Consider the following 19,613-nt stretch of genomic DNA (forward strand, 5'->3'; position numbering starts at 1 on the left):
CAACCGTTTGTGCCTGCCGTGCGGTAGCTACGCGACTGGAACGAGGGCGCAGTACGACTAGGCGGCACGCGCCTGGGCGGTACCGATCGCTTTTTGTCGGGCATACTCGGTGAGGATCAGGTCGCACCACAGTTTCATGCCCTCTTTCTTGAGTCCGAGATGCTGCGCGCCGCCGTAGGCCATGGCGGTGACCTTTGCCTGGCGGTTTCTCAGGAAGTCCGCCCTCTGCTTGTCTGTCGCCGTGACCGCGAGAGCCTCCTTCTCGTCCAGCTCGTGTGCAAGAATTACCGACGCACCGCCCGGAATACCGGCGTCGTTGAGGACCTTGGTCAGCGCTCGACGGCAGTCGTGAAGGCTCCACCAAGGTATGCCCACCTCTTCCAGCAGGTTCCGCCTCTCGTCTCGCGGCCTGATTGGGCGAGGCACTTCCTGCCTCTTCTTCCTGACCTTCTCCCCTTCCGCATAGACCTTGGGAACATGCTTCTTGTTCGGTGTCGGCTCCTCCCGGCCTGCCAGACGATACAGAATGCGATAAACACCCGAAGCCGTGACGTGGACTGTGCCACTCTTCGTTTCGCTCGGGAACGCCCAGTCATTTTCGCCAGCGGCGTGCTTAGCCTTGGATCGCAAACGGTCCACAATTGCCCAGGCATCGCTCGGGATCGGGAGTGCGTGTGACTTGCCCGCTTTCATCACGTCTTTCGTCCAGGCCGCTAGCTTCCAGCCCTCTTCTTTGTCATCGACAACATCATGCGCCAGGAGCGACAATCCCGCGTTGGCCCGCTGGCATGTCAGGACGATCCACCAAAGACCGGCCAGCGCGGCGTATCCTACGCTTGGGGTCGTCTGCACGCGTCCCGGAAGCGGTTTGTCGAGATACTCCTCCGCAAGGATGAGCGTTGCCACGATCGCCTCGATCTCTGGTCGACGTTCTCTGGGGTTAATCTCGTACGAGGCATTGATAAGGTCCCACCATCTGTCGCCTTGGATGCCGCTGTTCTTGTAGTGGTTCTTTCCGCACCACGTCATGACCGCCCGGAAGTAGGTCACCGCCTTCATTGCGCCTGCTGGCGACTTCCCTACGGTCCTCAGGATTTCGTCTCGCACGTCCTCGACGTCGCCGCGGGTGATGAGTGCTACGGGCTTGTCCATCAAGTGAGCGTATGCCGGCCGATTGAACGTCAGCCGGTAGTCCTTAACGGTGTTCTTCGTGATCCGGTCTTTTTCTCTGCATTTGGGATCGGTCTTGTCGGCGATTGTCTGCTCGACGCATTGACGGAGGGTCCATGTCGTCGGGCGGGAGGCTTCTTCCTCTGCGGCCTTCCGAGCAGCCTCTTCACGTTCTACGAGTTCTGCGGCCGCCTTCCGGACGTCGCCCTTGCCTTTGCTATTACCGTAATAGACTGCGAGGAACGCCTTGACCTGATCGACGGTCTTCCCGTCGCCGAGCATCGACCTAACGGCTCTGGCTAGTTCCCTGACTTTCGACAGCGCCGTAAGACGTCGGTCGGTTTCCGGAAACACGGAACCGATCGCTACCGATGTATTGCGGAAGCGAACGACCCATGTCGCTGACCGTCCCTGCATCTGAAGTCGCAGTCCCGTCTCTTTCTGATCGGCGTAGATAGAGATGTCTTTTCCGAACCCTTCCTTCTCGGCTTTGTAAGCCATCTGACGGACATCGCTGTCTTCGATTATCAGTTTCTTTGTTCCCATGACCTGCCGTGCCCTTCAAAACCCCTACCGCGCTCTACCGCCCCTCTACCGTTTTAAAATTGGTTGACAAGGGTAGTAGCCACAGGGTCTTTCATTTTATGGAGACCTTAATTGAAGGCTCCAAGTGTTGACAATCGCTTTTGTAATCAAGCATTTCATCAACTAGGGTCGTTGACATACGGGGCCTTGTCAACCTAGTTTGATTTTCAGGAATGAGGATTGAAAATCCGCGTGTCGGTGGTTCAAATCCGCCTCCGGGCACCATTTATTTTCCGTTATGCATCGTAAAGCGCAGACATCGGATATTGCTCCCGAAACATCCTGCTTTGCCTTGTGGACTCCACGTGCTTGCGGTCCCAGGGTGGTTGCAGTTGAGGTTGCCCCTTGTCGTCAGAGGCTGCAGCTTCTACGCCGCTCTCAGGGCGTAGGGCGATCGTTTGTTGGTGGACCTGGAGTTGTTGCAGCCAAACTGCGTCTGAGCGAGGCAGGGTGCGATGTGTCACTGGTTCGACTGCATTATGCCTGTCTCAGGCGGGCTCAACCGGGCGCTGCGGGAAGGTTGCCCCTCCTGTTGCGCCGACAGAATGCTCTCTCTGGCGATGCCGGCGAGTTCAACCAACTCGTCGAGATCGTTGAAGCCGCTCTTCACGAGATCGGTGACGACCCTGCGAATTTCCTCCGAGCAGTCCTCAAGCTTCAGCAAAGCGCTCCGAATGAGTGTGTCTTCGGTCTGATGCAGCACGGCATTCTCCTGACACGATTTTGTTGCAAGTTAGCCCAAAAAAGGTCGCAGCGCCTAACCGATTTTTCACCATGCATTTTATGGCCGGCTTCGATGTTAATGGTGCTCTTCTTCAAAGACGACCGAGCGACGGTGTCTGCGGGTGGAATATCATTCGCACTGCCCCTCCGGCACGTCGATTTCATAGGTCGTCTTGCCAGGGCCGTTCGGCAGGATCGGGACGAGGAAGACCGTCAGGTCGCAGTCCTGCGTTCGGATCGTCCATTCCGCAGCACCGTCTTTGCGGGTTCCCGTATTGCTGATCGCGCCAATGGGCTGTTGGTGCAGGATTTCGGCGAGCCGTTCGTCCGCCAGGATCGCCCCGATCCGCTCGAGGCTGTCGTAATAGCCAGATAACGCCGCCTGTGCCGACGTGGCATGGCTCACCGACATCAACATTGCGATCATGGACAGGTGTTTCATGTGGATCTCCCGGTTGTGACCGGAAGGTTCCACGGGTGGAACTCTTTGGCAAGTCTCTCGAAAGCCGCTCCGGGCCCCAACGACTATCACCACAGGCGTTAACCGCGTCCGTAAAGATTGCATTCAGCATTTGCCGGTAAAGCTTTGTTAGCCATTCCCGGAGTTCCCGGGCGCGCCCTCACGTGTCCGGCCAACCTGCGAGTTCCTGTGTCATGCGTTTCAAGGCTCTTCCGTCCCTTCTCGCCCTCACATTGGCGCTGACCAGTTGCACGGCACGGACGAGCCCCGTGGAAGCATTGCGGCTTGCGCCGTCCCAGCCGGCACAGGTTGCGCAGGCTCCGGTTCAGACACCCGTTCCGGCTGTTGCCGTCGATGAGCAGACGGGCGCAATCGCCCCGTCGCAGAACGCAGCATCGCATCCCGAAGCACTGGCCTGGGCGGGCAATACGCCAAACCAGGCACATTTCGAGTCCGCGACCATGTCGGCCGGCATGCCGGTGCCCGATCAGCGCCCGGTCGCCATGTTGATGCCCCCGGTACCACCGGCATCCTCGCTGCCGCCCGCGATCGCGCCGAGCGAGGATCAGGCCCCGGGCGCCGGCGGACGCCACCGGGTCTACAGCCAGCGTTTCAAGGATGCCAAGCCGATGAATTTCGGCAAGGTCAAACCGAAGCATCATGCCGTACACGGTGTCGATGTATCGCGCTGGCAGGGTGACATTGACTGGGTGAAGCTGAGAAGTCAGGGGGCGAACTTCGCCTATATCAAGGCGACGGATGGCGGCGATCACACCGATCCGATGTTTCGCACCAACTGGCGCAAGGCCAAGGAGGCCGGCCTGAAGCGCGGTGCTTACCACTTCTTCTACTGGTGCCGGGTTGCCAGTGACCAGGCAGACTGGTTCATCCGCAACGTGCCGCGCGATCCAGATGCGCTGCCGCCCGTCATCGACGTTGAATACAATGGTGAATCGAGCTGCCGCTTCCGACTGTCTCCGGAAAAGGCGCGCGAAAAAATGCAGGTCTTCATGGACCGCCTGGAACGCCACTACGGCAAGCGCCCGGTGATCTACACCGCGCCGGATTTCTACAAGGATAATCTGGACGGCTATTTCCTGGATTATCCCTTCTGGCTCCGCTCCGTCGCCGCCCATCCGTCCAAGATCTATCCCGGTCGCAAATGGGTCTTCTGGCAGTATTCGGGCTCAGGCCTGTCGCAGGGCGTGAACGGCAAGATCGATCTCAACGTCTTCCGGGGCTCGGTCGCCGATTGGCAGAACTGGGTGTCCGGCTCCAAGAGCTGGAACAAGGTTGCCGGGCTGCGCTAAACGCCGTCCCTCCACGGACCGCGGTTTGACCTTCATCGGAACTTAAATGCCGGGTCCCGGCTCGACGACGGGTGGCTCTGGATTCTCATCGGGATTGGGCGTTGGGAACTCATCCGGCAGGAGATCCGGCGCAGGCTCCTCAATCTCTGGCACCCAGGTCGGCGCGGGCATGGGTGGCTGGTCTGCTGGCGGTGTCTGGGGCGGCGTCACGCCGTTGCTGATCCACATTTGATCTTTCCTCATTCTGGTCAGGGCAGAAGACGGCCTCTGCTGCGTCTCAGAACAATTCCGACAGATCGCCCAATGTTCCCTCTCAAGTAAGCGGATGAGCAACGGTATCATTCGGAACTTTTCCTGCAACCTGCCGTTCGGTCCGGACAACGTCACTGAAGGGGAATGGTATGGATGCGTCGGAACGGTCGGTGATAGAGGGCGAACCGGCTGAGTATCGGGTCTTCCCTAAAAGCTGGGGCTCGGAATACACGGCCGCCGGTGAGGTTCGTTTCCGGCTGTGGGCGCCCTCGCTTGATGCGTTGACGCTGCGATTGGCCGATGAAGACGTTGTCATGTCCAAGACACCGGATGGTTGGTTTGAACTCCTTGCGACCAATGTCGCTCCAGGAACACCCTATGCCTACGTGTTACCCGACGGGCTTGTCGTTCCGGACCCTGCCGGCCGCGCCCTGAAGGGGGACGTTCACGGTCCCTCCGTTGTTATTGATCCCACCGCCTACCGTTGGCGCAGCAGCACCTGGAAGGGGCGCCCCTGGCACGAGGCGGTGATCTACGAACTGCATGTCGGTACATTCACATCCGAAGGCACATTTGCTGCAGCGGCGGACAAACTGGAAGAACTCGCAGCGCTCGGCATCTCGGCCGTCGAACTCATGCCGGTCGGCGCTTTCGCCGGGAAGCACGGTTGGGGCTACGACGGTGTGCTTTTCTACACCCCGCATCCAGCCTATGGCACGCCCGATGATATGAAAGCCTTCATCGACCGGGCCCACGAACTGGGTCTCATGGTCTTCCTCGACGTGATCTACAATCACTTCGGCATCGACGGTAACTATCTCTCCGTTTATGCCCCCGAAGTGATGCACAAGGAGGGCACGCCCTGGGGGCCGACCATCGATTTTGAGCAGAGGCCCTGCCGCGACTTCGTGGTCGAAAACGCCCTTTATTGGCTTGAGGAGTTCAATCTCGATGGCTTGCGGCTTGATGCCGCCGATCAGTTGAAGGACGAGACCTCCGAGACACATATCCTTGAGGAACTGGCACTTGCAGTTCGAGAGACATTGCCCGGTCGCCACGTCCATCTGGTGCTTGAGGACGCGCGCGGAATCACTCGGTTTCACGAACGCGAAGAGGACAATTCCGTCCGTTTGTACGACGGCGTTTGGAACGATGGCTATCATCATCTCGTCCACGCCTGGGCCACCGGCGAGCATGGTGGGCACTATAAGCCCTTTGCGGAGAACTTCTGGCCACGAATCGGCAAGACGCTTGCAACCGGTTTTGCGCTCCAGGGAGAGAAAATCGCAGGCGAGGGCGACAGGATTTTTGGTGAACCCAGCGGGCATCTGCCGCCCGTCACCTTCGTCAATTTCCTGCAGAACCATGACCAAGTCGGCAACAGGGCGCGAGGAGAGCGCCTTTGGAGCCAGATTGATCGGGACATGCGCGACCGCCTCATGGCGATGCTGATGCTTGCGCCGCAAATACCTCTGGTCTTCATGGGTGACGAATTCGCCAGCCGCTCCCTTTTCTTCTTTTTCAGCGATTATCCGGATGGCTTGAACCAGAACAACCCGGAGGACCGCTTGAATCAGGCCCGCAGTTTCGGCGCGGGAGACGATGTAACGGTAGACGAGCTCCGAGATCCCAACGATCCCCAGACCTTCAGCCTCTCCAAACTCGATTGGGACGAAGCTCACACGTCCGATGCCAGTGACGCACGGGCGTCCTTCAAAGCTTTGATCGACAAGCGGCGAACCCATCTCCTGCCGCTGATCGACGGCGTGGGCGGGGGCACTGGACATGTTCTCAAGGCAGAAGACGGCATTTTGGCAATCGACTGGCAGCTGGGAGACAAACGCTGGCAATTCAGGGCCAATTTCACCAACACCCGCACGACGGTTCCGCCGGTGAAGGGGCAGCTCATCCATGCCCTGCCGGCTTCTGCCGAAGCCGACATGCTGGACCTGGCCGAACTCGCGCCGCAGAGCCTTGTCTTTGTCTGCAGCTAACGAAAAGGGATTTCTTTTGGGTGACGCGGGAACCAACTGGTTTCGTGATCGTTTGGGAGGAAATGAGGAGGAGTGCGGCCATGACTGAGACCTATTGCGATATCATCCCCCAAGCTGCCGGCTGGGCCTTTGTGTTTGAAGGGCGCCACTCGGCCGTTTACCCCACCTATAGGATGGCAGTCGAAGCGGCCCGTCATTGCTCAGAGAAGCTCGCAAATAAGCCCGGCAAATTGGTGTTGCGCCAGCAGGATTTGCGCGGTCGAATGCACGAGGTGCAAGGCCGTTCTGACATCTGGTCGCCTCTTGGACGTGGCTCCTCTATGTCAGCCCATGCCGGCACAGGTGGTCAGGCGTAAGCCCGCTTGGGCGGAAGCTGGCAGCGGGGTGGATCTCCAGGAAGCCATAGTTCTGCAACTGTACGAGCGGCCGCCTCGGTCGCTCGTACAGTTGTGCGTGTCTTCACGGTGTGCCCGGCGCTTGCGTCCGGATGGTGACTTTCTCAACGCCCGCAACTGCGAGGCACACTTCGACGGCGCGATCGAGTTCGCGGCGCGACGCGATTTGCCCGCCAAGAAAGATTTCTCCTCCTGCCGCGACGACCGTGAGACCGGTTGCATCCAGCCCGTCAGATACGGCAAGCGCCGAGGCAACCCTTTCCTCAAGCGACGCTTCGGCGGGAAACTCGTTGGCCACCACCGGTCTTTCGTCATGAAACTGCTGTGGCTTGAAAACCATATTGCGCTCCCATTTCTGTCTGAGAATTCTAACGCGGCAGCCGGTCTTTGGTTCGCTTTGTTGACATCGATGACGCGACAAGTGAATCGCAGTCTTGGCGTCAGATCTTTGGGTGGGCGATCAGCATGAGATGGTTGCGGCGCGTTCTCCTCGACCTGCTCCCCACGGCCTCGATCGGGACCTACCTGACGATCATGGTTGCACTGGCGACCCTGCCTCTGCTGGGCTTCGCCGCATTTCTTCTCCTTGAGCTCGAACAGTCCCAGTTCCAGTCTCTCAAGCTCAACGCCGGCCGGGACGCTCAAACGATAGGCAGAAGTGTCGAACGCAAAATTTCCGATATGGAGACCGCGCTGACGCTCGTCGCCAACTCACCGGAGATGCGTGATGGGGATCTCCGGGCGTTTTACAACCGGGTTTCGGAAAGTCTCAAGGGAAGCTCGATGTATATCCTGCTTGCCCAGCGAGACGGCAAGCAGTTGCTCAATACCCGCAGGCCATGGGGATCCCGCCTTCAGCCGATGTCGAACATCGCCTCGCTGCAGTCGGCCTTGCGATCCGGTCGTGTTGAGCTATCCGGCATCTTTTTCGGCCAAACAAGTCAGCAGTGGGTGGTTAACCTCACCATGCCGATCCCGGATGGCAATCGCGCCGGGGTGGATGCCGTCGTGCTCACCCAGGATGCGGCAAGTCTCGCCAGCCATACCTCCAGGGAAAACCTCCCGCCGGGCTGGTCGGCAGCCCTTCTTGATGACGATGGCAAGGTGGTGGTGTCCAGTGGCGAAGACAGTCGACCCTCGGGCGAGCAGTTCCCGCCAAACTGGTTGGAACTGATGTTTGGTTCCTCGGGCAGTGCAGTTTTCTACCAGGATGGCGACCAGTATCTGCTCGGTTATGCACGGGTCGACGAATGGCCGTGGCGCGTCGCCGTTTGGGGACCGGTCGCCAGCGCCCAGCAGACCTTTGTCACGGCCTGGCGGAGTCTGTTGCTTGGCAGTCTGGGGCTCATGGCGCTTAGTCTCGCCGTGGCTTTGATCGCCGCCCATCAATTGCGGTCTTCGATCAGAACCATTGCCTGCATGGCGGACCGCATCGGCCAGGGCGACATCGTCTCCCCCCAGCGCACGCGGATCGTCGAGGCGAACTACGTCGCCGTTGCCCTTTCCAATGCCTCCTTCGACCGCGCCGAAGCCGAAGAACGTGTCCATTTCATTCTTCAGGAACTGGTCCACCGCACCAAGAACATTCTGTCGCTGGTCCAGGCGATGATGCGTCAGCTCGCACGCAGTGCAGATAGCGTGGAAGACTTCCAGCGTGCCGTCAGCGGTCGACTGGCGGGTCTTGCCCAATCCATTGAGGCGCTCGCCCGGCAGGAATGGGGCGGCATACCTTTGGCGACGCTCGTTGACCTTCAATTGGCGACGGTGGTCGGTTCGGGGGATAGGGTCGAGCGCCATGGACCGGATCTTCTTGTCAACGCGAGCGCGGTACAGAATCTCGGCCTTGTCTTCCATGAACTGGCCACCAATTCCGTCAAGTATGGGGCACTCTCGGTCCTCGAAGGGCGCATTCGCGTGGAGTGGGCGGTGGAAGAAGAGGCATCAAGAGAACCACAGCTGCGGCTCACCTGGAGCGAGGAGCACGGCCCACCGGTCGTTGCGCCCACGCGCCGCGGTTTCGGTTCCACCGTCATCGAGCGACACGCCGCCAGTTCGTTCTCCGGGCAGGTGACGATGGACTTCCGTTCGAACGGTCTGCGCTGGGAGTTGCTCGCGCCGTTGAGCGCCTTCACTGGCGGAACCGCCCCCTGATCAGGAACCTTGCGACCGTCACGTTGTTCTCTTCGACAGATGCAGAGGAGAGATGACGATGCACAAGGATCAATCCCCAAAAGCCGATGCAAAACAGAAGAATGCGATTGAAAAAGATGCTCAAGGGCAGTTCGCAGGCACCCAACATGGCGGTGAAAGTGACGGAGTGGTCAGTGCCAAGCCCACGGTGATCACCGGTTCCGAGGACGCCACTGTCCACAAATGGCCACCGAACAAAAAGAACCCGCCGGACGACTGGGACGCCAATTTTGATCTTCGGGACCAAAAAGAAACGTGAGCTGAGGTGTCGCCCGTACGAGGGCGCGGCAGCCGCGTAAGGGTCAGGACTCGGTCCCGTCCGCATTGCCGTCTACGATCCGCCGTAGCGCCTGCGCCCGCTCCTTTGCCGTTTCCAGAATCTCGCGGATCTCCTGGCTTTTCTCGTTGCCACGCGCAAGGCCCGCAGAAGGGGTCGCGCCTGGATCCTCCGAGCCGTCCCGCAGTAGCACCTCCTGTTCGAGGTTGCGCAACAGATACGGCGATCCGCCGGGCGCCAGTAGCGCTTCGGTCACGAGCGAAATGAGAATTTCCCGATGGGCGTTCAGCCGGCCTTCGGTCATTTGGGCATTGTCTTGCATGATTGCTCCATTGTCTTCTGCAGCGGGACTGGAAAGGGGAACAATGACCGGCGGCAAAAGTTTCCTGAACAACAGATTTGTGTGTGAAAGGACAAGGCCATGACCCCTACGGTCCGCCCTCCACAATGGCGCCGCTATCCCGATCCCCGGGATCGATTGATCATCGCGCTCTTCGCGCAATTGGAGGCCGAGCGCCAGACGCGGGAGACCTTGCGTATGGCTCTCCGCTCCGGCGCCCTCGACCCTGCCGTTTTGGAAGCGATCGCGGAAGACCCTGTGCCGGCAACCAGTGACGATATCGCGGCACTGGAGAGAAGCATCGCGCTGCGCGGCGGTGCCGTCGGCACTGAGCACAGAGGAGAAGATTGGCGATGAAAATCAGCACATGGATACTGGCTCTGGGCCTCGCGAGCCTGCTGACGGCCTGCGGCGATGGCGGAAATACAAGCGGCAGCGCTGGTTCGGCAACACAGGAAACCACCACTTCGGGCACGGTACCGGCCGGCGAGGTCGACAAGGATCCAACGCCGCAGACTGGCACAGGCGGACCGAGCCAGAGCACCACCAACGGTCAAGTAAGCCAGTGACGTGAGCGAACTCCAGTCGTAAGGGAATACAAAAAGGACCCGATGTTGTTATCGGGTCCTTTTTTGTATTGTCGGCATCAATGCGTGGCTTGGAACCGCTGCTCTGTCAGCCGCCCATAAACTTGGGCGTAGCTCTCCGCGCTGCGGTCCCAGGAGTAATCCGCACGCATGGCCTGCAACTGCAATCTCGCCCACTTCCGCTTGTCCTGATAGGCGTCCGCAGCGCGCCGGAGCGCCTGGCGAAGACCTTCGGGACGCACCGGGTGGAACTGGAAACCCGTGGCCGCCCGGGCCGAAAGGGCCGCATCATTGGCATCGATGATCGTTTCCGACAATCCGCCGGTTCTTGAGACGACGGGCACGCAGCCATACCGCATGGCATAGAGCTGGGTGAGGCCGCAGGGCTCAAAGCGGGACGGCTGGATGATGGAATCCGATCCGCCGTGAATGAGGTGTGCTGTGGGTTCGTTGTAGCCGACACTGACCGCCATCTTCCCGGGAAAGCGCGCAGCAGTCGCTTTGAGCGCATCCTCGATCGCATGGTCGCCCTGCCCGAGCACGATCAATCGTCCGCCGCGGTAGAAGATCTCATCGGCCACCTCGGCCAGCATGTCCATGCCCTTCTGCCAGGTGACGCGCGTCACCGCCGAAAACAGCGGCCCGTCGCCCGGCTGCAGGTTGAAGCGCTCCAGCAGCAAAGCCTTGTTGTTCTTTTTATTGCGAAGCGACTTCATGTCGAACCGGAATGGCAGATACGGATCGGTCGCAGGATTCCAGACTTCGTTGTCGATGCCGTTCACAATCCCCTGGAGCCGGTCGATGCGGGTGTTCAGCACGCCATCCAGACCCATGCCGAACGTGGGAGACAGGATCTCGCGGGCATAGGTCGGGCTCACCACCGTAATATGGTCAGCCGTCATCAGCCCGCCCTTGAGGTAGCTGATGTCACCAAAATATTCCATGGAATCGACCGAATACGCTTCGGGAGGCAAGCCGATCCGGGGCAGCAGGTCGGCGGCGTACTGGCCCTGAAAGGCGAGATTGTGGATGGTAAGCACGACCGGAACAGGCGAGCCCATCTGGCGCAGATAGACGGAGGTCAGCGCAGACTGCCAGTCGTGTGTATGGACAAGATCCGGCCGCCAGCCGGGCAGGGCGCCGGCCGCGATCTCGGCCCCGGCAAGGGATAGCACGGCAAAACGCTTCCAGTTGTCGGGATGGTCGTAACCGTTCTCGTCGACATAGGGACCACCAGGCCGGTCGTAAAGCGTCGGAGCGTCAAGAACGAAGAGACTGATCCCGTCGATTTCAAGGTGCCGCAGCGTTGCCCTCTCGCCCAACAGGTCGTCGAACTCCATCAGTGGCGGATGAAGTCGGGCGAGAGCCAGGATCGACGGGTAGCCGGGGATCAGCGTATGGGTTTCGATGCCATAGGTGGCGAGCGCCTTGGGCAGGGCACCTGTGACATCCGCAAGACCGCCGGTCTTGACCAGCGGGTAGATCTCGGACGTCACCGCCAAGACATGCAAAGGGACGCGTGTGAGGGCACGGCGACGGTTGGCGGCTTCATCTTCATCGCGATAATAGGCCTCGCGAACGCGTTGGATAAACTGAGCCCGGCTGAGGGCGAGAGAGAGATCGAGTCCGGCCACTTTCGTCACCCTTTCCTGCTCCTCGCTGACTTTCGCCGCGGTTGCACGGGTTCTTCCGTTATGATCAGGCCTTCCTCTTCCGCGGCGACCTGTGCCTGTGCGATCCGTCGTTCGGCCTTTTCGGTGGTTTCGTTTGCGGACGATTGAAGCCGTTCCCAGTCATCCAGGGCGGTCAGCCAATGGGCTTCGTCGGCGCCGTCCGGGCGCCCTTCTTCTTCCCAGAGCGAATAGGCTCGCCGGGCGATCCAGTCATAGTCTCGTTCAGGCATGGCAATTCTCCGTCGTCGCCGCTGGCCTGTCTCCACGGGAATGGCGTTTCGGTCGGCGCGTCTCGTCGCGTCCGCCGGTACCCGGATCGTTCGCCAGTGGTACCCCTCAACCGCTGGCAAATCCCCGGATTGTCATTCGAGGGGAACTGGCTTCAGATGAACGCGAATGCGGCCAAACAGTTCCCGTCGCAACCACCGAATTCATCCGCAGGGGAACACTTCCGGACTCGGGGCGTTTCTCGGGGCAGGCCCGTGCGCAGGCGGCGTCGATGGAGGGAACGCAGTGGCACAAAGATCGTTCTGGAAAGGCTATCTCAAACTGTCCTTGGTGACCTGCCGTGTTTCGATGACCCCGGCGGTCACGGAAAGCACCAAGCTTCGTTTCCACAATATCAACCGTGACACCGGAAACCGTGTGGTCAACCGTTACGTGGATGCCGAGACCGGCAAGCCCGTGGACGATGAGGATCAGGTGAAAGGCTATGCCCGCGGCGAAGACGACTATGTTCTCTTCGAGGACGAGGAGCTTGATGACGTGGCGCTGGAGAGTACGCGCACGATCGAGATCGAGAGTTTCGTCCCGCGGGGTTCCATCGGCTGGATTTGGTACGATAGCCCTCATTTTCTCGCCCCCGCCGACAAGGTCAGCGAAGAGGCGTTTGCGGTCATCCGTGAAGCGATGCGAAAGAGCGATACCGGTGGAATAGCCAGGCTCGTTCTCTATCGGCGTGAGCACTCGGTGCTGCTACTGCCGCGCGACAACGGCATGGTGGTCTGGACGCTCCGTTATGGCGACGAAGTCCGAGACGCCGATCCGTTCTTCTCGAAATCCCGGGAAGAAGCACCGGCCGCACGGGCCAAGACAATGATGAAAAAACTGGTCCAATCGCGCATGCGCGAATGGTCGCCGGAACTGGTGCATGATCCCGTTGAAGACCGGCTGCATGAGATCATTGCGATGCGCAGCAAGAAGCGGTCGAAACCGAAGCCCGCGCCGAATCAGGAGCGAAAGGACAACGTCATCGACATCATGGAAGCCCTGCGCCGCAGTCTCGCCTCTGAAAAGAAGAGTTCAGGCCGGAAGTAGCGGGCGGCCCTTTTAACGCCTGCGCCGGGACCGGGTGGTTTTCGTGGCGATCGGGGCCTCAGCCTTGCGGAAATCCGCCCAAGGATCGCTGTCGAGCTGCTGGAGCCGGCTCGGCGTGTTCTCCACCGTGAAATGGGCAGGGCCGATATCAGGTCCGAGTTCGTCGAACGACAGCGGCATCGAGACCGGCGCGCCGGCTCTTGCACGGGTGGAATAGGGTGCGACGGCCGTATTTCCCCGCCCGTTGCGCAGATAGTCAATCAGGATCTTGCCGTGCCGCTTTGCCTTGCTGATCGTTGAGACATAATCGTCTGGGCTGTCACCGGCCATCCCGTCAGCCAGCCCTTTCATCGCCGCCTTTACGGTCGGCCACTCGGCTTTGGGTTTGACCGGCGCGACGACGTGAAGCCCCTTGCCGCCCGATGTCTTGACGAAGCCGGTCAGCCCCATGTCGGCAAACCGCTGCCGCACTTCGAACGCGGCAGCGATCACGCGCTCCCAGCTCACGTCCGGTCCCGGGTCCAGATCGATGTTCACCATGTCCGGCCGCTCCAGATCGCTGCCACGCGATCCCCAGGGATGGATCTCGAGCGCCGCACCTTGAACCAGCGCCAGAAGGCCGTCGAGATCGTGAACGCCGACCAGAGCCTGCTCGTCTTCGTCCTTCAGATCGCGGATGGTGATGATCTCCTTGCGCATGCCGCGCCACCCGTGTTTCTGGAAGAAACAGGTCCCCTCATGACCCTCCGGGCAACGGAGCAGTGCCAGTGGTCTGTCGACGATAAAGGGGGCCATCCGTGGCCAGACCTGCATGTAATAGTCTGCCAGCCCTTCTTTCGTGACCCCGGCCTCCGGCCAGTACAGCCTGTCTGGATGGGTAAGGGGCACGCTGCGCCTCGCCGTGACTTCGGTCCGCGCACGCGGCTTGGAATCCCGCTTGCCACTCGGTGGCGAGCCACTCTCCTGCACGACTTCGTCCGCCGTCTTGTCTTCACGAAGACCACGGAACGAGGCGTGCCGCAGATGGGCATCGCCGGTCCAACCGCGAAACTCCACCTCTGCCACCAGCTTGGGAGTAACGAAGACCGCATCCTTGCGCTCCAGGCTGGTCAGCTTTTCCGAAAAGGGGCTCGTCGATTGTGCCAAGGGCTGCAGTTTCCGAAAGAGCTGCCGCGCCAGGCTCTGGCTGTAGCCTGTTCCGACACGACCAACGTGGCGCAGCCCATCCTTGTCATTCACACCCATGATCAGCGAGCCGATCGCCTTGTCCGACACGGAAGACGGCACATAGCCGCCGATCACCAGCTCCTGCCGCGCGGTGCATTTCGACTTGACCCAGTCTCGTCCGCGGCCGGAACGATAGGGAGCGTCTGCCACCTTGGAGATCACCCCCTCGAGGCTGAGCCGGCACGCATGTTTCAGCACGAGTTCGCCGCTTTCATCGAAGTGTGCGGAGTATTTCAGCGCCCCTTCCGCCGACGCCAGCAAGGGTTCGAGCGCTGCTTTGCGATCCGTTAGCGATGCGCCCGTCAGATCTTGCCCGTCGAGATGCAGGAGGTCGAAGACATAGTAGACAAAACGGTCTTGTCGCCCCTCGCTCAAATCGGCTTGCAGAAGGGAGAAATCGCTGCTGCCGTTGCCGCTCTCGACGACGATTTCCCCATCGAGCATGGCTGTTTGTACCGGAAGCGCAGTCAGCGCCTTGCGGATGTCCTTGCCGAAACGTTCCGTCCAGTCCAACCCGGTCCGGGTCAAGAGCCTCACCCTGCCATGCTCGATCCGTGCTTCGATCCGATAGCCGTCGAGCTTGATTTCGTGCAGCCAGCGCGCGCCCTTCGGCACGGTCTTGACCAGCGTCGCAAGTGCCGGTGGAACGAATTCCGGCAATTCCGCCGGCTTGCTCCCCTTGAAGATTTGGGCCGGCGCAAGGTGCGCGCCGCCTTCTTTGAGGGCGCCGTTAACGGCTTTTGTCTGGGCGGATGCTTTGGTTTTCGAACGCGTCTTGATTTGGCGCGAGTTCCAGACCTTCGCCTTTCCGTCGCCCTTCAGGCTCTCGATCGGGCGTCCGCTTTTCACCGAGAGAGGCAGTTCTTCGATGATGTCGGGATCGTCATCGGTGCGGGCAAACTCGTCCTCGCCCTTGATCAGCAGCCAGTTTTCCCGCGTCTCGCCCTCGCGCTTGGCCATCCGCACGAGATGCCAGTGCCCGTGAAGCTTCTCGCCTTTCAACGAGAATTCGAGATGCCCTTTCTTGTAACCCTTTGCCGGATCGTGGAGCGGCTCCCAGTTGCCGCGATCCCAGACGATCACCTCGCCGGAGCCATATTGGCCTGGCGGAATAATGCCTTCGAAATCGCCATAGGCCAGAGGATGGTCTTCGACATGCACGGCGAGCCGCTTTTCGCCGGGAACGAGACTTGGGCCACGTGTGACCGCCCAGCTCTTGAGCACGCCGTTCATTTCGAGCCGAAAATCGTAGTGCAATCGGCGGGCCGCATGTTTTTGGATGACGAAGCTGTTGCCTTTGGACTTCGACGCTGCCGCCTTCGGCTCCGGCGTCGCTTTGAAGTCGCGTTTGCGCCTATATTCCGCCAGTGACATGCTCAGCTCGCTTTCTTCTGCCGCGTCTCTGGGGCAGGGCTCTTGCGCGCTTTGGTGCGCTGCTTTTTGGAGCCGGACTTAGGCTCGGTGCTGGCACCTGCACTCTTGCGGAGCGCATCCATGAGGCTGGTGACGTTTTCGGCCTTCCGCTTCGGCAGTTTCTTCGGTTTGCGCCCTGCGATCTTGGCCCGCACCAGTTCGGCCACCGCAGCCTCATACCGGTCCTCGAAGGCAGCCGGATCGAAATCTCCCATCTTGGTCTCGATGATGTGGCGTGCGAGATCGAGCATTTCGGGATCGATCTTCAGCTTGGGAATGTCGCCAAAGCTTTCGGCCGGATCGCGCACCTCGTAGTCGAAGTTCAACGTCGTCGCGATCAACCCACGTCCCTGTGGTCGTATCAGCACGCTGCGCACCCGGCGAAACAGCACCGTCTGTGCGATCGCAGCGACATTGGTCGCTTCCATGCCTTGGCGGATCAGAGTGTATGCTTCGGCAGACTGCGCGTCGGCAGGCGCCAGAAAATAGGGGCGCTCGAGGTAAAGCGTGTCGATGTCGGAGCAGGGCAAAAATGCTGACAGTTCCAGCCGTTTGTCACTGTCGGGAACCGCCTCGCGGATTTCTTCGGCTTCAAGGATCACCGTGCGTCCGTCCGGCTGGTCATAGCCTTTGACCAGCGCATCCTTGTCGACCGGCTTGCCTGTGTCTTCGTCGACATATTGCCGTCGAACCCGATGGCCAGTTTGCCGATTGATGATGTGAAATGAGGTTCGCTCCTGGGCGTCGATGGCGGAGTAGAGCGCGACCGCGCATCCCAGATCTCCGACAGAGAGATAGCCTTTCCAGATCGCCCGTGCGCTCACGTCTCGCTCCCGTGTTTCGCTTGCAACGAGCGCCGGCACAGCTTTGTTCCACCGGGGGTTCTCCAGGAAAACGGGTGTCCTCTCAGCAGAAACAAAAATGATCTCTAATATTAGATAGATCGGGACAACGGCGAAGTTTTATTAACCTTCAGGCAAGGAATTAACCATAAACATGAGGAGACACGTCGGAGTGGGACTCACCTCGAGGCTCCTTCGGGCATGACGCCGTCCCGTCGTACCGGTTCTGGTCCGGTTTGAAACGTTCATGAAATCTGTTCGACGAACGACTGTCCCCGACACGGACGGTAACGGAGGCTTCTGCCTCCGGTCCGCTTCCCCGTGTTGAAACAGCGGCATCGCCGAACCGATGGGGAAGCGCCGGTCTCTCGCGAGCCGGAGGCTGTGCGGTAGGAATGACAAGTCAAGGCATGTCGACGGAGCGGGCGGCGGGATCACAGGCGGGAAGCCTGCGCGACCGGCTGCGTTTCGCCGGCCTCGACGAGGGCCAGTGTGACCTGCTGCGCCAGAACCGCCATCTCCTGTCGCCACAGCTGAAGACAGCGCTGCGTGATCTTTTCCAGCGGCTGCAGTCCTCGCCGGATGCCGCACGGGCCTTTACCAGCGAGCGCCAATACGACCGTTTCCACGACCTCTTGTCCTCCCATTGGGACGTCCTGACGGACGCCCGCTTCGATGCCCTTTATGCCGAACGGGTGAAGGTGCTCTCCGACAGCGAAAGCCGCATGGGCCTTGATCCGCGTTGGCACATTGCCGGCCATGCCGTGGTGCTGGAGCATCTGGTCACCGCTGTCGTTTCGGAAGCCACCGGCTCCGGCCTCCTGCCATCCAGCCGTCGCAAACAGCGTGAAGTCGCAGATCTTGTCGGCTCGCTCATCCGGCTTGTCATGGTCGATGTCGAGATAGCCGTGTCCCTGCGCTTCAATGAACTGCGCCTCAAGCACCACCGCGACATGGCGGCCCAGCGTGTCGAGGACCGTGCCGAGTTCGAGACGATCTTCCGCCCCGTCATAGACGGCCTTGCCGAAGGTGATCTGACCGTGCGCGTGGCGCCGGAAGTGCCGGACGCCTATTCCGACCTGTCGACCCGCATGAATGATGCGCTTGAGCATCTGCAATCGGCGTTCCTGGCCTCGGAGGCAAAGGTCGACCGGGCTCGCGGTGCGACCGAACAGGTAACCCAGACGGCAAGGGATTATGCCGGACGTGTCGAAACGCAATCCGAGACCCTGGCTGAGACTGGCCGCGCCCTGGAAACCCTGACGGTCGGCGTCAGAGACAGCGTTGCACGCACGAAAAAAGCGGAAGGCACGGTGGCTGCAACCCGTCAGTCCGTGGAGGCGAGCGGCCAGGTGGTTGGTCAGGCGATTGCCGCAATGGCCGATATCGAGGCCTCTGCCGAACAGATTGGCCACATCATCGGCGCCATCGACGAGATCGCCTTCCAGACAAACCTTCTGGCGCTGAACGCGGGGATCGAAGCGGCCCGGGCCGGCGACAGCGGTCGTGGCTTTGCCGTCGTTGCCCAGGAAGTCAGGGCGCTTGCACAGCGCTCCGCCGATGCCGCCCGCGAAATCAAGACCCTCGTCGCGACGACCAAGAACCAGGTCGAAGCCGGCGTCGATATGGTTGCCCGAACGCAGGGCGCAATTGCAGACATCGTTGTGCAGGTCGGTGATATCAGCGGAACGGTCTCCGACATCGCCCGCCAGACGGATCAGCACGCTGGAGAACTCGGGGGCCTCACCGCAACAGTGACGGCTCTCGGCGCGGATCTTGCCGGTACCGCAGAGCTTGCGCGGCAGACGAGCGACAGTTCGCAGGACCTGCACGCAGTCATCCTCGAACTCGGAGCCACCATCCGGGAATTCCACATCGAGCGTCAGTCGCGCAAGCCGCGCAACACGGCTCCGCAGATCCAGATCTCCAGCGGACGCAACGGAGATCCCACGCTTATGCCGCGTGCCGCGCAGACAGGTTTCACCGACGCCGAGGTCCCGGCGGAAGACTACGGGATGTCCTTCCCGCTCGCAGGGCTGGGAGGTTGAGAAGATTGTTTACCACCATACGCTACAACAAGAATCGACGGGCGTGCATCGCGACCAGACTGACGGCGGAATTCTTCAGCCGGCAGGAACTGTTTGGGCATGTTGCGGCGGTGGCCACATCGGACAAGGAAAACAATGATGGCGAGTAAGAAAGGCGAACAGAAAGGTTTGAAACTGGCAGCAGTTTTGGATCTGAACGAGGCATCCAATCTCAAGGCCAACATTCTGGCCATGCGCGGCGCGCCGCTGGTGATCGACGCCTCGGGCGTCGAGCGTCTCGGTGCTCAATGTGCACAGGTTCTTTTGGCTGCGGCCAAGGCCTGGGAAGTCGACAAGCATCCGTTCTCGTTTGGGAAGGCCTCGGAGGCGTTTCTCAAGACACTTCAATTGATTGGCGTGAACATCGATCATCTGCTCGCTAAGGAGATCCGGCAGTGAAGAAAAAAGTACTTACCGTGGACGACTCCAGAACCATTCGGAACATGCTTCTGGTCACTTTGAACAATGCAGGCTTTGAGACCATTCAGGCCGAAGACGGCGTCGAGGGTCTGGAAGTTCTCGAAGAATGCAACCCCGACGTCATCGTGACCGACATCAACATGCCGCGTCTCGACGGTTTCGGCTTCATCGAAGGCGTTCGCAAGAACGAGAAGTATCGTGCGGTTCCGATCCTGGTCCTCACCACGGAAAGCGACGCCGAGAAGAAGAACCGGGCCCGCCAGGCTGGCGCGACCGGCTGGATCGTCAAGCCGTTCGATCCGACCAAGCTGATCGATGCCATCGAGCGTGTAACCGCCTAAGCCAGGAATT

General features: G+C 60.3%; 21 protein-coding genes. 11 read left to right on the plus strand and 10 right to left on the minus strand.

All coding sequences use genetic code 11. The features are described 5' to 3' along the window. Positions 1–57 precede the first annotated feature (57 nt). The 3 genes from ACT53S_RS02625 to ACT53S_RS02635 form a co-directional block, all read right to left on the minus strand. Positions 58–1,716 carry a hypothetical protein gene (locus tag ACT53S_RS02625; protein WP_476065839.1) on the minus strand — a complete coding sequence of 553 codons (1,659 nt, stop codon included), beginning with the start codon at positions 1,714–1,716 and terminating at the stop codon, positions 58–60. Positions 1,717–2,215: 499 nt separating this feature from the next. Then, positions 2,216–2,458: a hypothetical protein gene (locus ACT53S_RS02630; protein ID WP_113377145.1), complete on the minus strand. Its 243-nt coding sequence runs from the start codon at positions 2,456–2,458 to the stop codon at positions 2,216–2,218. A 150-nt stretch (positions 2,459–2,608) separates the two neighbouring features. Continuing rightward, positions 2,609–2,920 (minus strand): hypothetical protein, encoded by a 312-nt coding sequence (locus tag ACT53S_RS02635; RefSeq protein WP_476065840.1) that lies wholly within the window; start codon positions 2,918–2,920, stop codon positions 2,609–2,611. 212 nt (positions 2,921–3,132) lie between these two features. On the opposite strand from ACT53S_RS02635, the gene ACT53S_RS02640 reads away from it, so the two are divergent. Further along, positions 3,133–4,248, plus strand: coding sequence for a GH25 family lysozyme (locus ACT53S_RS02640; protein WP_142073899.1), 1,116 nt, complete (start codon positions 3,133–3,135; stop codon positions 4,246–4,248). A 42-nt stretch (positions 4,249–4,290) separates the two neighbouring features. Here the strand turns inward: ACT53S_RS02640 and ACT53S_RS02645 are convergent, their stop codons facing one another. Beyond that, entirely contained in the window at positions 4,291–4,476 is a 186-nt protein-coding gene (locus ACT53S_RS02645; RefSeq protein WP_142073900.1) for a hypothetical protein, read from the minus strand. A gap of 173 nt (positions 4,477–4,649) precedes the next feature. Here ACT53S_RS02645 and treZ point away from each other — a divergent pair, with 173 nt between their 5' ends. After that, a complete protein-coding gene (gene treZ, locus ACT53S_RS02650; RefSeq protein ID WP_476065841.1) occupies positions 4,650–6,494 on the plus strand; it encodes a malto-oligosyltrehalose trehalohydrolase in 1,845 nt (614 codons plus the stop codon). A gap of 80 nt (positions 6,495–6,574) precedes the next feature. Further along, positions 6,575–6,850, plus strand: a complete 276-nt coding sequence (locus ACT53S_RS02655; protein ID WP_186347781.1) for a hypothetical protein — start codon at positions 6,575–6,577, stop codon at positions 6,848–6,850. 103 nt (positions 6,851–6,953) lie between these two features. Here the strand turns inward: ACT53S_RS02655 and ACT53S_RS02660 are convergent, their stop codons facing one another. Further along, positions 6,954–7,229, minus strand: a complete 276-nt coding sequence (locus ACT53S_RS02660) for a BON domain-containing protein (RefSeq protein WP_142073904.1) — start codon at positions 7,227–7,229, stop codon at positions 6,954–6,956. 125 nt (positions 7,230–7,354) lie between these two features. Between ACT53S_RS02660 and ACT53S_RS02665 the strand changes: the two genes are divergently transcribed. Then, complete coding sequence (locus tag ACT53S_RS02665; RefSeq protein WP_476065842.1) at positions 7,355–9,040, plus strand: HWE histidine kinase domain-containing protein; 1,686 nt, start codon at positions 7,355–7,357, stop codon at positions 9,038–9,040. A 58-nt stretch (positions 9,041–9,098) separates the two neighbouring features. Further along, positions 9,099–9,338, plus strand: coding sequence for a hypothetical protein (locus ACT53S_RS02670; RefSeq protein ID WP_113377293.1), 240 nt, complete (start codon positions 9,099–9,101; stop codon positions 9,336–9,338). A 43-nt stretch (positions 9,339–9,381) separates the two neighbouring features. Here the strand turns inward: ACT53S_RS02670 and ACT53S_RS02675 are convergent, their stop codons facing one another. Then, a complete protein-coding gene (locus tag ACT53S_RS02675; protein ID WP_113377152.1) occupies positions 9,382–9,678 on the minus strand; it encodes a hypothetical protein in 297 nt (98 codons plus the stop codon). Between the two features lie 99 nt (positions 9,679–9,777). Here ACT53S_RS02675 and ACT53S_RS02680 point away from each other — a divergent pair, with 99 nt between their 5' ends. After that, a complete protein-coding gene (locus ACT53S_RS02680; RefSeq protein WP_476065843.1) occupies positions 9,778–10,053 on the plus strand; it encodes a hypothetical protein in 276 nt (91 codons plus the stop codon). Further along, positions 10,050–10,265, plus strand: coding sequence for a hypothetical protein (locus ACT53S_RS02685; RefSeq protein ID WP_476065844.1), 216 nt, complete (start codon positions 10,050–10,052; stop codon positions 10,263–10,265). The genes ACT53S_RS02680 and ACT53S_RS02685 overlap by 4 nt, the downstream gene beginning before the upstream one ends. 77 nt (positions 10,266–10,342) lie before the next feature. Here the strand turns inward: ACT53S_RS02685 and glgA are convergent, their stop codons facing one another. Together glgA and ACT53S_RS02695 are read right to left on the minus strand one after the other, a co-directional pair. Then, positions 10,343–11,794, minus strand: a complete 1,452-nt coding sequence (gene glgA / locus ACT53S_RS02690) for a glycogen synthase GlgA (protein WP_476066621.1) — start codon at positions 11,792–11,794, stop codon at positions 10,343–10,345. A 128-nt stretch (positions 11,795–11,922) separates the two neighbouring features. Further along, positions 11,923–12,186, minus strand: coding sequence for a DUF2934 domain-containing protein (locus ACT53S_RS02695; RefSeq protein WP_142073917.1), 264 nt, complete (start codon positions 12,184–12,186; stop codon positions 11,923–11,925). Positions 12,187–12,469: 283 nt separating this feature from the next. Here ACT53S_RS02695 and ku (ACT53S_RS02700) point away from each other — a divergent pair, with 283 nt between their 5' ends. Continuing rightward, entirely contained in the window at positions 12,470–13,273 is an 804-nt protein-coding gene (gene ku, locus ACT53S_RS02700; protein WP_476065845.1) for a non-homologous end joining protein Ku, read from the plus strand. A gap of 12 nt (positions 13,274–13,285) precedes the next feature. On the opposite strand, the gene ligD is transcribed toward ku (ACT53S_RS02700), so the two are convergent. Continuing rightward, positions 13,286–15,874 carry a DNA ligase D gene (gene ligD, locus ACT53S_RS02705; RefSeq protein ID WP_476065846.1) on the minus strand — a complete coding sequence of 863 codons (2,589 nt, stop codon included), beginning with the start codon at positions 15,872–15,874 and terminating at the stop codon, positions 13,286–13,288. Between the two features lie 2 nt (positions 15,875–15,876). Then, positions 15,877–16,737 carry a non-homologous end joining protein Ku gene (gene ku, locus ACT53S_RS02710; protein WP_476065847.1) on the minus strand — a complete coding sequence of 287 codons (861 nt, stop codon included), beginning with the start codon at positions 16,735–16,737 and terminating at the stop codon, positions 15,877–15,879. A gap of 428 nt (positions 16,738–17,165) precedes the next feature. On the opposite strand from ku (ACT53S_RS02710), the gene ACT53S_RS02715 reads away from it, so the two are divergent. From ACT53S_RS02715 to cheY1, 3 genes are all read left to right on the plus strand, one after another. Next, positions 17,166–18,803: a globin-coupled sensor protein gene (locus ACT53S_RS02715; RefSeq protein WP_476066622.1), complete on the plus strand. Its 1,638-nt coding sequence runs from the start codon at positions 17,166–17,168 to the stop codon at positions 18,801–18,803. Positions 18,804–18,941: 138 nt separating this feature from the next. Continuing rightward, on the plus strand, positions 18,942–19,241 hold the full coding sequence (locus ACT53S_RS02720) for an STAS domain-containing protein (RefSeq protein WP_113377161.1): 300 nt from the start codon (positions 18,942–18,944) through the stop codon (positions 19,239–19,241). After that, on the plus strand, positions 19,238–19,603 hold the full coding sequence (gene cheY1 / locus ACT53S_RS02725; protein ID WP_027486933.1) for a chemotaxis response regulator CheY1: 366 nt from the start codon (positions 19,238–19,240) through the stop codon (positions 19,601–19,603). The genes ACT53S_RS02720 and cheY1 overlap by 4 nt, the downstream gene beginning before the upstream one ends. The last annotated feature ends 10 nt before the right edge of the window (positions 19,604–19,613 follow it).

This window comes from Allorhizobium sp. DMC15, assembly GCF_056314065.1.